Source organism: Rouxiella badensis (assembly GCF_002093665.1).
Classification (GTDB): Bacteria; Pseudomonadota; Gammaproteobacteria; order Enterobacterales; family Enterobacteriaceae; genus Rouxiella; species Rouxiella badensis.
The window spans coordinates 55,591-69,027 of record NZ_MRWE01000010.1; the positions used below are offsets into that span (position 1 = coordinate 55,591).

12 protein-coding genes are annotated in these 13,437 nt (G+C 49.6%); 7 read left to right on the forward strand and 5 right to left on the reverse strand.

What is annotated here, in order from left to right:
* Positions 1-91: 91 nt before the first annotated feature.
* Positions 92-1,045 carry a hypothetical protein gene (locus tag BS640_RS07905; RefSeq protein ID WP_139802796.1) on the forward strand — a complete coding sequence of 318 codons (954 nt, stop codon included), beginning with the start codon at positions 92-94 and terminating at the stop codon, positions 1,043-1,045.
* 104 nt (positions 1,046-1,149) lie between these two features.
* On the opposite strand, the gene bioD is transcribed toward BS640_RS07905, so the two are convergent.
* Positions 1,150-1,824, reverse strand: coding sequence for a dethiobiotin synthase (gene bioD, locus BS640_RS07910; RefSeq protein WP_026110361.1), 675 nt, complete (start codon positions 1,822-1,824; stop codon positions 1,150-1,152).
* Between the two features lie 219 nt (positions 1,825-2,043).
* On the opposite strand from bioD, the gene BS640_RS07915 reads away from it, so the two are divergent.
* Positions 2,044-2,661, forward strand: coding sequence for a LysE family translocator (locus BS640_RS07915; protein WP_017490599.1), 618 nt, complete (start codon positions 2,044-2,046; stop codon positions 2,659-2,661).
* Positions 2,662-2,668: 7 nt separating this feature from the next.
* On the opposite strand, the gene mlc is transcribed toward BS640_RS07915, so the two are convergent.
* On the reverse strand, positions 2,669-3,886 hold the full coding sequence (mlc, locus tag BS640_RS07920; RefSeq protein WP_026110362.1) for a sugar metabolism global transcriptional regulator Mlc: 1,218 nt from the start codon (positions 3,884-3,886) through the stop codon (positions 2,669-2,671).
* A gap of 148 nt (positions 3,887-4,034) precedes the next feature.
* Complete coding sequence (locus BS640_RS07925; RefSeq protein ID WP_017490601.1) at positions 4,035-4,937, reverse strand: LysR substrate-binding domain-containing protein; 903 nt, start codon at positions 4,935-4,937, stop codon at positions 4,035-4,037.
* Positions 4,938-5,127: 190 nt separating this feature from the next.
* Between BS640_RS07925 and BS640_RS07930 the strand changes: the two genes are divergently transcribed.
* Both BS640_RS07930 and tus read left to right on the forward strand, forming a co-directional pair.
* Positions 5,128-6,366 carry an MFS transporter gene (locus BS640_RS07930; protein ID WP_225741578.1) on the forward strand — a complete coding sequence of 413 codons (1,239 nt, stop codon included), beginning with the start codon at positions 5,128-5,130 and terminating at the stop codon, positions 6,364-6,366.
* A gap of 237 nt (positions 6,367-6,603) precedes the next feature.
* Entirely contained in the window at positions 6,604-7,539 is a 936-nt protein-coding gene (tus, locus tag BS640_RS07935; protein WP_017490603.1) for a DNA replication terminus site-binding protein, read from the forward strand.
* A gap of 72 nt (positions 7,540-7,611) precedes the next feature.
* Here tus and fumC read toward each other — a convergent pair whose 3' ends face one another.
* Together fumC and BS640_RS07945 are read right to left on the reverse strand one after the other, a co-directional pair.
* Positions 7,612-9,009, reverse strand: coding sequence for a class II fumarate hydratase (gene fumC / locus BS640_RS07940; RefSeq protein WP_017490604.1), 1,398 nt, complete (start codon positions 9,007-9,009; stop codon positions 7,612-7,614).
* Positions 9,010-9,225: 216 nt separating this feature from the next.
* Entirely contained in the window at positions 9,226-9,600 is a 375-nt protein-coding gene (locus tag BS640_RS07945; RefSeq protein WP_017490605.1) for a winged helix-turn-helix transcriptional regulator, read from the reverse strand.
* A 121-nt stretch (positions 9,601-9,721) separates the two neighbouring features.
* Here BS640_RS07945 and BS640_RS07950 point away from each other — a divergent pair, with 121 nt between their 5' ends.
* From BS640_RS07950 to BS640_RS07960, 3 genes are all read left to right on the forward strand, one after another.
* Positions 9,722-10,255, forward strand: a complete 534-nt coding sequence (locus BS640_RS07950) for an NAD(P)H-dependent oxidoreductase (RefSeq protein WP_017490606.1) — start codon at positions 9,722-9,724, stop codon at positions 10,253-10,255.
* Between the two features lie 257 nt (positions 10,256-10,512).
* A complete protein-coding gene (gene manA, locus BS640_RS07955; RefSeq protein WP_017490607.1) occupies positions 10,513-11,691 on the forward strand; it encodes a mannose-6-phosphate isomerase in 1,179 nt (392 codons plus the stop codon).
* A 168-nt stretch (positions 11,692-11,859) separates the two neighbouring features.
* Positions 11,860-13,434, forward strand: a complete 1,575-nt coding sequence (locus BS640_RS07960; RefSeq protein WP_084912329.1) for a YdgA family protein — start codon at positions 11,860-11,862, stop codon at positions 13,432-13,434.
* The last annotated feature ends 3 nt before the right edge of the window (positions 13,435-13,437 follow it).

The following is a 13,437-nucleotide window of genomic DNA, read 5'->3' on the forward strand; positions in this document are numbered from 1 at the left end:
CTGGCTCTACGAGCTGATTAAGCTCAAGACGGGTTTAGGAGTACAAACTTACTGAATACGATTAAACAGGTTTATCAAAAATCTATTTCTTTTGTCATCGATTATTCGAGGGGAAGAACGTTACTCTTCATGCACGCCATTACGCCTGATTGAAAGTTTGTTTATTGCACTTAACTTTATATCTGAAAAACCCGATTTTTACACCTATACTGGCATGGTGAATAATGAAAAATTAAACGTTTTTAAGACACTCAATGAATATATTGAAAGAACTGAAAATACAAATGTGGATGGGGGTCGCTACCCCCTCAGTGAGGTCATGAGTAGGCTCATCAACACATTAAATAAAGAGCATTTAAAACAAAGGATTGGCGTAGAAAGCAAACATGCGAAATTCGCTATAAATGCCATATTGAGAGAAGACGAGACTGCTTTATTGAATATTCCAGGAATAAAAGACGATAATATTGCTTTGGACTATCTTGCCAGATTTGCGGCTCATATGGAAAGTATTGAGCGTGAGCTGCATGATTTTAATGCCGATATAGCACGGCTTTTTAGTACATCGTCGAATACGTTTACGCGCAATACACTTGACAATTTGTTTGAAAATCTAGGCGATCATCCTTGTTATGCACCCTCATACTCTCTTTTAGAGGCAGTCAATGACAAAGCAGAACTCCCTGATAAAAACGACCAAATGCGTGCTGTCGAATTTACCAATCGTATACTTTCTCGTATGATTAAGGGTGTGATTGATGGATTTATTAAACAGGTCAGTGAAAATATTCCGCTACAAAAACAACAAAATGATAACGCTCAGCTCCACTTCTTTTTGGATGATATTAAGATGGAGGATGTTGTATGTAAGTCAGACTCAAAAATGAATGGAATGACAGCAATAGAATTACGCCATTTGTATCGATGCAGAGCACAATTAGCTGACGTAGTCACATTTTATAAGGACAAAAAATCGGTTCCCGCACCGTGGGAAAAAACCCAGAACTATGGAGCCGTTATCTCCCCTCTACTGAACCTGTTTTAGACTATATTGCATTGGACAGCGGAAGCCTCAGAAATAGCTTTTTGTCGCTCGTCTGACGTTGAAATGACTGACTGCCACGGAGAACGCTCTCGGTGGCAGTATTCTTAGGCCATGGCGGCCAGTCGGGAAAGATCTAAAAAATGAGCCATCTCGCGCGATTCGGCACGGGGTAAATACGGAATCTCACCCAGCAGCGGCGCGTCAATATTTTGCTCGATAACCGCAATGGTCTCTGGATAATGTGCCAGACAAGGGTTGATTCTATTCGCTACCCAGCCGAGTAGCGTCACGCCGTCGGCAATAATCGATTGAGCAGCCAACAAGGCCTGACTGACGCAGCCTTCCTGAATACCGACCACCAACACCACCGGCATTTTTGTTTGCACAATCCACTCTGAGTAAGTCTGTTGCGGGGTAATCAGCGTGCGCCAACCGTCACAGCCTTCGATAACAACGGTGTCCGCTTCCTGGCACATAAACTCCAACCCTTCGGTCATACGTTCAAAAATATCGAAGGGTAAGTCGCTGGTAAATATATCTTCATCGGATAAGGCAAAAGGGGTTATTTTTGCCAACGGATATGAAATAGAAGAGGATTGCTGCAGGGTCACCGCATCTTTATTGCGCACGCCGTCGGCCAATGCCTGGCTGCCGGTGGCAATAGGTTTATAACCCAGCACAATTTTCCCCTGCGCGGCCATGGCCTGTAATAATGCGCGGGAAACAATCGTTTTTCCTACCCGGGAATCCGTACCCGTCACAAAAAAGTGCGTTAGCATGTCCAATTACTCCGAATAACTCCATGTACTGTCCAAACGCCTTGGGGAAACGGCAGATGCGTCATTCATTACCATGACGTAATACGCACAAAGTTTAGGGGATTAACCGGATTAGCAACTTGCGTTAGCGCAATGTTTTGTGGGTGCGACCGGTGTTGTGATATAACCCTTATAAGTTATCTTTCGGCTTCTCAAATACTTCCAACCTGAATAAAAACTATGATTGATGCTCATGCGGTGCTGACTGTTTTTATGGTTTATGTGGCTGGTGTGGTTATTCCTGGCCCAAACTTTGTTGCTGTTGTACATAAAGCCGTCGCCTCATCGCGTTCGGCAGCGTTGGCATTGGTTGCAGGTATTGTGGTGGTGAATTTATTCTGGGCAAGCTGCGCAATAGCAGGCGTTGGGATTGTGTTTACGTCTTTTCCGTGGGTAGCGTTGCTGATTAAGATAATGGGTGCCGCTTATCTTATCTGGTTTGGTTCGCGTTTATTGTTCAAAGCCGGGACAAGCGTAATTTCTTTACCCACAGAACAGAAGGACATCCGTTTTCGGCAGGCCTTTGTTCAGGGAGTGATAACGAATATCGGCAATCCAAAATCGATGGCTTTTTATGCCGCTATTTTCTCTACCGCCGCCCCAGCCCACGTATCATCAGGTACTTTTTTCGCCATGTTGGCCGTTGTCGGTATTATTGCCGCACTGTGGTACGGCGCGGTCGCACTGGCGTTGTCCCAACCTCGTATTTCTTCCGCCTACCAAAGGGGCAAAAAGAGTATCGACAGGCTGTGTGGCAGCGTGATTGTTTTATTGGGGATTAGACAAATATTGAAATAAGCCGACGCTAACCCTGCAATAATTTCACCAGTAGTGAGCCATTATAAAGCGCGTCTTTAACCAGTGCTGCGCCCGGCATGGTGCCATGATTTGAAAACTGCGTGGATTCAAGCTGAATATTTTCGCTGTAGGCCGGTAAGGACTGTTGCTGGATGCAAGACATAATGGTCGGGTGCAGAACCGACTGCGCCTGATTAAGCGGCGAACCGATCAGAATTTTTTCAGGGTTAAACAGGTTCACCATAATTGCCAGAATTCGCCCCACATTCTGCCCCACGCCCACAATAATATCCTTCGCCAGCGCGTCGCCTCGGTTCGCAGCATCACAGAGGTTTTCGACAGTGATCGGCAGTCCATTGAGCAAAGAATTAGGCGTAACCTCTAGACGTTGCCTGACCAACTCGAGAATATTATCGATGCTGGCCAGAGTTTCCAGGCAGCCATGATTACCGCAATAACAGCGCTTGCCGTAAGGGTCGACCTGAGTATGGCCTATCTCGACTACGCTACTGCTGTTGCCGTGCAGCACCTGCCCGCCGGTAATGACTCCCGCCCCGACGTTATCATCGATAACTACCTGAATTACGTTACGGAAACCGCGTGATGCGCCGTACAGGGACTCAGCCTTGGTCCAGGCCGCAATATCATGCTGGATAAAAACCGGTAAACCGCTGCGTGCGGCCAAGGCCGGACCGAGGGGGACGGATTCCACCGGATAGAACGGCATTTTCTGAATGACACCTTTTGCGGTGTCAATCATGCCGGGCAAGGTAATTGCCATTGCGGTCAGACGTTCAAGTTTGCTCTGATGATGAATAAAAAATTGGTCAATGTGCGCAATAATGCGATCGAGAAACGGCACGGCGTCTTCGGCGACAAGGGGAAGAATATCTTCGGCAACCAGTTTACTGCTCAGGTCGCGCAAACTCAGCGTTAGCGTGCCAAGACTGACTCGCGCAGAGAGATAGTGCCAAGCCTGGGTATCAAGGATAAGCCCTATTGCAGGACGGCCACGGCTGCCCGGCTCCTGATATTCGGTTTCTTGAACCAGATGCGCCTGAACCAGTTCGCGTACAATCTTTGTGATGCTGGCCGGAGCAAGCTGCGCTTTTTTGGAAAGCTCGATGCGGGAAATTGGACCAAACTGATCTATCAGTCGGTAAACGGTACCGGCATTAATTTGTTTGATCTGATCGATGTGTCCCGGCTGGCCTTCCACTATCACTCAACGTGCCTCGTTATTTTTCGCGCTTCGAAATAAATATTAAAGGCTATGTTGTAGCTTTTGTCATTTATCGTCAACTATTTGATTCGATATGTGATTTAGTGCACATATTACAATTAATACCTGAAGGAATTGCAGGTTTAACAGGCTATTCGCCGTCTTCAATCATCATTTTAGCCAGCGCCAAAGCCGGCGCAGAAAGCGGACGATGACGATGACTGACCAGCCAGACCTGGGTATTCACCTGCTCATCTTTAAAGGAAAGATATTTAACGCCGTCAACCTGAATACGTTTATACGAGGCGGGCAATATCGATACGCCAAGACCCGCGGAAATGAGCCCAATGATGGTCAACGCCTCTCCGACCTCCTGAGTAATAAAAGGCGTAATGCCGGCGAGCGCCAGGCGCTGAAGAATATCGTCATACAGCGAGGTGCCTACGTCCTTGGAGAAAAACACGAACGGCTGATCGGCAAGGTGGCTCAACGTCAGCTCGCCGGGCGGCAGTTGAGTCAGTGGATGCTGCTCGGGGACCACGGCAACCAGCGGCTCGGAACGCAACAGATGATGCTGTAGAACATCGGGCAGCACGCCGTTGCGCATGACGCCCAGATCCAGAGTCCCTTCAACCAGCGGTTGCAGCTGCTGTTGGCTATTGAGTTCTTCGATACGAATATTGACGTGGGGATGCGCCATTCTGAAGCGCTGAAAAGTGCGCGATATCTTTTTCAGAAACGGTGCCGATGAGGTCAGTCCAATCGTCAGATTGCCCTCCTCGCCGCGATGAATGCGCGCCGCCTGCTCAGAGACGTCGTGCACCTTGCTTACGATGCTCTTGGCCTCCTTCAGGAACATCTCCCCCGCCTGGGTAAGACGCACGCTGCGGTTGGTACGATAAAGCAACACCGCACCAATTTGCGTTTCAAGCGCTTGAATCTGCTGGCTTAACGGCGGCTGCGAGATGTTTAGCTTTTCCGCCGCACGGCCAAAGTGCAGCTCTTCTGCTACCGCGATGAAATAGCGCAGATGCCTTAGCTCGATATTGTTCACACAACCCTCATTGATATCTTTAAAGTATCAAAACCCTGTAATTAATATATTAGATTAAGAAAATAATACTGAGTAAAATTTTCTGACACACACTATTGTTTCAAAATAATTTTATTAAGGATTTCACGTGAACATCACGCGTCGGCAGCCCGCAGACTCTGCGGCAGGCCAATCGGTTAATGATGATGAACTGCACGCTATCACCCCGCAGGTTTCAACGCCCGTAAAAGACGACTTTATCAAGAGAGGAACGCCGCAGTTTATTCGCGTGACGTTGGCATTTTTCTCGGCCGGTTTAGCCACTTTCGCCCTGCTTTACTGCATGCAGCCGATTATGCCGGTGCTGTCCCAGGAGTTTGGCGTTTCGCCTGCGGCAAGCAGTCTTTCTTTGTCGGCCGCGACCGGCATGATGGCGATCGGGCTGCTGTTCACCGGCCCTATTTCCGACGCCGTTGGCCGTAAAAATGTCATGGTGGTTGGCATGATGCTGGCCGCTATCTGCACCATTGTCTGTTCAGTCATGACCAGCTGGCACGCCATTCTGCTGATGCGCGCGTTAATTGGCCTGTCGCTGAGTGGCGTTGCCGCCGTGGCGATGACCTATTTGAGTGAAGAGATTCACCCCAGCGTGGTTGCGTTCTCGATCGGGCTTTACATCAGCGGTAACTCAATAGGCGGCATGAGCGGACGTCTGGTCACCGGCGTATTAACCGATTTTGCATCATGGCGCGTTGCCGTTGCCTTCCTCGGCGTTTTCTCTCTGCTTTCGGCCAGTATGTTCTGGAAAATCCTGCCCGCGTCGCGTCATTTCCGCGCCAGTTCGCTGCGCCCGCGTAAATTGATGATTAACTTCAAGCTTCACTGGCGTGATAGCGGGTTGCCGCTGCTGTTTGCCGAAGGTTTTCTGATTATGGGCAGCTTCGTGACCATGTTTAACTACATCGGTTACCGCCTGCTAGGTGCGCCTTACCACCTGAGCCAGGCGATTGTCGGGATTCTGTCGATTGCCTATCTGATGGGTACCTACAGCTCACCGAAGGCCGGTGCGCTGACCGCCGTTTACGGGCGTGGACAGGTGCTGATTGGTTCCTTGCTTCTGATGCTGGTTGGTATCCTGATAACCGCATTCAACCCGGTATGGCTGGTCTTTATCGGAATGGCAATGGTGACAGGCGGCTTCTTTGCCGCCCACTCTGTCGCGAGCGGCTGGATTGGCAGGCGTGCGAAACGCGCTAAGGGACAGGCGTCGTCGCTTTATCTTTTCTCCTATTACGCCGGTTCAAGCGTAGCGGGCACGCTCGGCGGCGTGTTCTGGCACCGCTTTTCCTGGGTTGGCATCACCGCCTATATCTGCGTGATGCTGCTGATCGCCGTTGGTATCGGTTATCGCCTGATGAAGTTGTCAGAATCTCGCATTGCACACAGCTGAGCCTCTCTTTCCCCTTACCAGAGTGTTAGACTTTAAAGCGAGCCAATAACCGTCCTCGCTTTAAAGTCTACAAGGCAAAAAATCACCTAAATATACAATAATTCTCGATATCCAAACTGACCCCAATCTCCCCCGACCCGCCTCTTCATCTTGCCAGAAAAAAACCTTTCCGATGGTCAGGTGTGCACTGTTGATCTTTATAGGCTATATTGTATGTTGTAACTAATTGGAGGGGTAATGGTCAGCTACGATTTGAAATTACGCATGAATGAATGTTTTCGGGAGTTGGAACTGGCGACAACGGATTTAACTCGCTTCCTGGATCGGCTGGAATTGCTTGAGGCGCGAGTATTTTCCCTTCCGGAAATAGAAAAAGGCGCTGAACATAATCCCGCTTCTATTATCGAGGTTACGCCGCATCAGGGTGAAGCCGCCCACCAGCTGGCGATGCAGCATTTCCAAAAACTGTTTATCCATCACAACGGCCTCAATGTTAGCAGCAAAGCCGCCGTCAGGCTGCCGGGTGCGCTGTGTTATGCGGTCGATCAGGCTGAGCATCAGGCCGCACAGCTGCTGGTTCAGGAGGTGAACAAGCTCAAGAGCGAGCTCGAAAATATCGTGACTGTTGAATCTGGCCTCCCTTCTGAGCAGCGTTTTGATTTTGTACACAGTCAGCTGCGTGGACTTATCACGCTCAACGCCTACCGCTCCATCAATACCCTTTTACAACCTGACTCAGTGCGCTTTGGCTGGGCCAACAAGCACATTATCAAGAACCTGAGCCGCGACGAACTGCTGCAAAAGCTGGAGAAAAGCCTGACGGCCGGTCGCGCGGTGCCCCCGTTCACCCGAGAACAGTGGATGGAAAATATTACACGCGAAATCATCGATGTAAAAAAACTGCCCGAGCATGCCATCCTCAAAATAAAACGCCCGGTCAAGGTTCAACCAATCGCCCGCGTGTGGTATCGCAACAGTCAAAAGCAGGTGCAACACCCCTGCCCGTCGCCGTTTATCACCCTATGCCTGCGTGACCCGCTTCTACAGATTCCCAAGTTAGGCGAGCTGCCCAACTATGACGCCAGCGCGGTAAAACACCGCTATAAGCCCGAATCGCAACCGCTTAATCTGTTGATTAAACGCCTGCATCTTTACACCGATCAGCCGGTATAACCTCTCAAAAAGCATAAAAAAGGCTCTGGCCGCGAACGGACAGAGCCTTTAATCGGTCGTTAAACTAACGACTTATTTTTTCATGCTGCCAACCATGTCTTCTGGACGCACCCACTCATCAAACTGAGCTTCGGTCAGGTAGCCAAGCTTGAGGGCAGAGGCCTTCAAGGTCAGACCTTCTTTATGCGCTTTCTTGGCGATTTCGGCGGCTTTATCGTAACCGATATGGGTATTCAGCGCGGTAACCAGCATCAGGGATTCGTTCAGCAGCTGAGTGATACGGTCACGGTTTGGTTCGATACCCACGGCGCAGTGCTCGTTGAAGCCCTGCATACCATCTGCCAGCAGGCGAACAGACTGTAGATAGTTGTGAATAACCATGGGACGGAACACGTTCAGCTCGAAGTTACCGGATGCGCCACCGATGTTAACCGCAACGTCATTACCCAGAACCTGTGCGCACAGCATGGTCATCGCCTCACACTGAGTCGGGTTGACCTTGCCTGGCATGATAGAGCTGCCTGGCTCGTTTTCTGGAATCGAAATCTCGCCGATGCCGCTGCGTGGGCCTGAAGACAACCAGCGAACGTCGTTGGCAATTTTCATTAGGGAAGCAGCCAGACCTTTCAGTGCACCGTGACCATGAACCAGCGCATCACAGGTTGCCAGCGCTTCGAACTTGTTGGGAGAGGTCACAAAAGGCTGACCGGTCAGGTCGGCAATCGCTTTGGCAACGCGAACCGCATACTCAGGATGAGTGTTCAGACCGGTACCTACTGCGGTGCCGCCCAGCGCCAGTTCAGCAATATGTGGAATGCTAGCTTCGATGTGCACCAGATTGTGTGCCAGCATCGCGGCCCAGCCAGAGATTTCCTGTCCCAGCGTCAGCGGTGTAGCGTCCTGTAGGTGAGTACGGCCAATCTTGACGATATCTTTAAAGGCTTCGGCCTTGTCGGTCAACGTCTTGTGCAATACTTTCAGTTCAGGGATCAGATGTTCGCGAACAGAAACCACCGCTGCAACGTGCATTGCGGTTGGAAATACGTCGTTGGAGCTCTGGCTCTTGTTAACGTCATCGTTAGGGTGAATCAAACGACCTTCGCCACGCTCGCCGCCAAGAATCTCGCTTCCGCGGTTTGCCAGCACTTCGTTCATGTTCATGTTGGTCTGGGTACCGGAACCGGTCTGCCAGATTGAAAGCGGGAATTCACTCTCATGCTTGCCGGCCAGAACTTCGTCGGCGGCGGCAATAATCGCATTCCCACGGTCGGCCGGGAGCAGGCCGAGATCCATGTTTACGGTGGCGGCGGCACGTTTGGTCTGAGCGAGAGCGTTGATGAGCGCGGTGGGCATTTTTTCACTGGAAATACGAAAATGCTCTAGTGAACGCTGAGTCTGTGCTCCCCAAAGTTTATCGGCCGGAACTTCGATCGGTCCCATTGAGTCTTTTTCAATGCGATGAGCTGCCATTACTGTCTCCTTACGCGGTTTCTTCAAAAATTTTAAATTGCAGGGTACCGACGACGCTCCCAAGGCTGTGCCGACGGATAGGCAATTATAACCATAAGGTTAACGAGTTGTTGTAGGAATTTCGGGATTTGGCGCTCACCGCACTTTTTATTCACGATCGGGGGTTAAATCAGGCCTTGCTGCAAAATACAAATTAAAACCTTATTAATCATAAGGCTACTTTGATTCAGTCGCTTTATTGTTCGCTTCGTCATGACGATGGACGTTTCCCCAATCACACATCATATCCAGAACGGGGATCAGCGAACGCCCTCTTTCCGAGAGGCTATATTCGACCTTAGGCGGAATTTGCGGATACTCATTTCTGATAATTAAAGCGTCACTTTCCAACTCTTTTAGCGTCAGACTTAAAGTTCGGTAAGAAATGGTCCCGATTCGGCGTTTGAGCTCATTGAACCTCAATACCGGACTGAGGCCCGCTAAAGAATAGAGAATCATCATTTTATATTTTCCGCTTACCAGTGAAAGCGTATAGCCAAACCCCGTTTCTCCCGTAATCTCGCAGGAAGCATCGACCGTTTCTTCGCTCATTACACTATCCATTTGTATAGTACATATCAAAAATGACAGTATTGTACTTTAAATTAAACCTCCCTATGATGCAAACACCTAATAAAGCCCCCTATTCAATCTAATAACCAGGGAATAAATTTTGAAAACTCTAATCATTGTTATTCACCCAAACATAAATGATTCTATCGTGAATAAAAGATGGGTGAGTGAGCTGGATAAATATCCGGACTTATTTACCGTCCACTCTCTTTACCAACATTATCCTGATGGCATCATTGATGTAGAGAAAGAACAACGATTAATTGAACAACATGGAAGTATTATTCTACAGTTTCCGCTTTATTGGTTTAACTGCCCTCCTCTGCTGAAAAAGTGGCTCGACGAAGTCCTTACCTACGGCTGGGCATACGGTTCGACCAGTGGCTATAAGCTTAAAGGCCGTAAATTTGCCTTGGCGGTAAGCGCTGGTATTAAGCAAGAGGACTTCACGCGCGATGGACGTTATCGTTATTCACTGGAGGAAATACTCATTCCGTTCGAGATGACTGCAAAATATGTAGGCGCGCATTATCTCCCGTTTTATTCTGTCTACGGCACTGAAATTGGAATTTCACAACAGGAATTAGAAAGCAACGCTAAAGGCTATATTGATTATCTCAATTCATTTAGCTAATCGCGTTATAAAAAGCCAACTGTTATTTAATCTTATCGTTGAGCAGCATTAATAATTAACGGGCTCGCGTATGGCCTTTGTGCCCGATAGCTCACGCCATGAACAGATTGCTTTAATACGTTTTAATCCGGCCGCGTCGAAGCGCCTGTCAGTTCAGCAAGGTTGTGGGAAGTTGTCGAACAGTGCTTACAGAATCACAGCACATCTCTTATGATAAGCGCAGGAACTCAATTTCTCTTCCAGATTAGGATGAACCCATGAAAAAGATGCATAACAATGTACAAAATTACGCCTGGGGAAGCGTTGACGCGCTCACCAACCTCTATGGCATTAGTAATCCTCAGGGAAAACCGATGGCCGAACTGTGGATGGGCGCGCACCCGAAAAGCAGCTCTTCAATCACCGATAACAACGGCAATAACGTTTCACTTCGCGACCTGATAAGTCAGGATCTCGAGGGTAATCTGGGGAGTAAAGTGGCGCAGCGCTTCGGCGAACTGCCTTTCCTGTTCAAAGTACTGTGCGCCAGTCAACCGTTGTCTATTCAGGTTCACCCGAGTAAAAGCAATGCGGTAGTGGGCTTTGATAAAGAGAACAAGGCGGGGATTCCTCTCGACGCTGCCGAGCGTAACTATAAAGATGCCAATCACAAGCCGGAGCTGGTTTTCGCCTTGACGCCGTTTGCCGCCATGAACGGCTTTCGTGAGCTGAGTGACATTCAGTCCCTGCTACAGCCGATTTCGGGGGCTCATCCTGATATCGCCAGTTTCCTCGCTCACCCGGATAAGGAACATTTAAAAACGCTGTTCGCCGCGCTCCTCGGCATGAAGGGTGAAACTAAATCGCTGGCGTTAGACATTCTTAAAAACACACTCAAGGCTCAGCACGGCCAACCGTGGGACACCATTCGCAGCATTGCGCAACATTATCCCGATGACAGCGGTCTGTTCTCCCCGTTGCTGCTCAACGTCATCGAACTTCAACCGGGTGAAGCGATGTTCCTCTACGCCGAAACGCCGCATGCCTACCTCGAAGGGGTGGCACTTGAGGTAATGGCCAACTCGGACAACGTATTGCGCGCCGGTCTGACCCCTAAATACATTGATATCCCGGAGCTCTACGCCAATCTGAAGTTTGAATCCAAGCCTGCGGATGCGTTGCTGACCACGCCGGTTCAAAAAGGCCACGAGCTTAGCTTCCCGATCCCGGTTGAGGATTTTGCCTTCTCACTGCATAGCCTGAGCGCAGAACCGCAGTCGTTGGCGCAAGACAGCGCCGCTATTATCTTCTGCGTCGAAGGCCAGACCGTACTGGAAAAAGACGGGCATCAGGTTGTCCTTCAGCCGGGTGAATCTTGCTATCTGTCGGCCTCCGACTCGCCGGTAAACGTCAGCGGAAATGGACGAATCGCCCGCGTGTTTAACCAGCTTTCCTAAATATCTTCTGTAAAAACAACCGGCAAAAAGGGACAATTTTCCTAAATGTTTGCCTAAAGGCCGGTTTTTCCACCACAATAAAAGCAGTAAGGCATTAAGTTTGATAACCTTAACGACCTGATTGAGAGGCTGTCGTTACTGATAGCAGTTAAAAGGATGAACAGAACTATGAAAAAATCGTTAGTCGCTGTAAGCGTCATCGTAGTACTTGGCGCAGCATGGACAGGCACTTCCTGGTACACAGGAAAAATGCTCGAGCAAAATATGGGCGATACGGTTGCCGAAGCCAATTCTCAGATTCAAGCCCACTATCCTCACGCCGGTATCAAACTGGTTTATCAAGATTATCAACGCGGTATTTTCAGCAGCACCGTGCGTTTTGTGGCGCAGCCAGACGGCAACTCGCCTGACAACGTGCTGCAACCGGGGGATGAGATTGCTTTCCTCGAGACCCTCGATCATGGTCCATTCCCGGCCGCTCAGCTTAAAAAATTCAATCTGATCCCGAGCGCGGCATCGGTTCACACCGAACTGCAAAATACCCCTGCGGTAAAAGACCTGTTTGACATGACCCAAGGCAAATCGCCGGTTACCGCGGAAACTCGCGTCGGCTACAGCGGTGACACCGCCTCGGTTATTAATATTCAACCCATCGATTTCCAGAAAAATAACAGCCGACTTCAGTTCTCTGGTGCGACGGTTAACCTTGACGCCGATAAAGACCTGAAGAAGGTGAAAATTGACACCAAGGCCGATAGCCTGGCGTTTACCTCGCCAAACCAGTGGGGCCAACTTGAGAAAATTACGCTGGCCGGTTTGAACCTGACCAGCGACACCCATCAGAGCCAGTCCCAGCTTTACATTGGCGGTGGCAATCTCAATGCCGACAACATTGGCATTGATATCGACAACAAAGATGTCGCTCAGGTTGCTGGCTTCAAGCTGAACAGTCAATTTGATGAAGAGGGTCAAAACCTCAAAGGTGAGCTGAACTACTCACTGGATTCCCTGAAAATTCAGGGAGCTGACTTCGGTTCTGGTAAGCTGACCATCAAGCTCGACAGACTGGACGAGCAGGCGTTGAAACAATTTACCGACACCTACCATCAGCAGGCGATGGACTTGTTGCAGAAATCCCAGCAACTGGACCCGCAGATTTATCAGCAGCAGGCCACCGCGCTGCTGCTCTCTAATCTGCCAATCCTGCTCAAGGGCAATCCAAGCATCAATATCGATCCGCTAAGCTGGAAAAACAGCAAAGGTGAGAGTACGTTCAATCTCAAGCTGGACCTGAAAGATCCGACCGTAGCAACCTCTCAGGCGCAGACGGAGGATCAGTTGATTTCTCAGCTGGTTAGCAACGTTGATGCCAAGCTGAACATCCCTATCGATATGGCAACCGAACTGACTACGCAGACTGCCAAAGTTGAAGGCTATACCGGTGATGACGCAGAGAAGCTGGCTAAACAGCAGGTTCAGGGGCTCGCCGCTATGGGCCAGATGTTCAAACTGACCACCCTGCAAGACAACGCGATTACCAGCAGCTTCCACTACTCGGATAATCAGGTGGACCTGAACGGTCAGAAGATGACGCTTCAGCAGTTTGCCGGTCTCTTTGGCGTGTTTGGTGGCCCGGCTATCCCGGCTCAGCAGGCACCTGCTCAACCAGAGACTCAGGCAGCGCCCGTCCAGCCTGACGCCCCGGTACCGCCAACTGTGGTGCCAGCGCAGCCAACGAAATAAAAA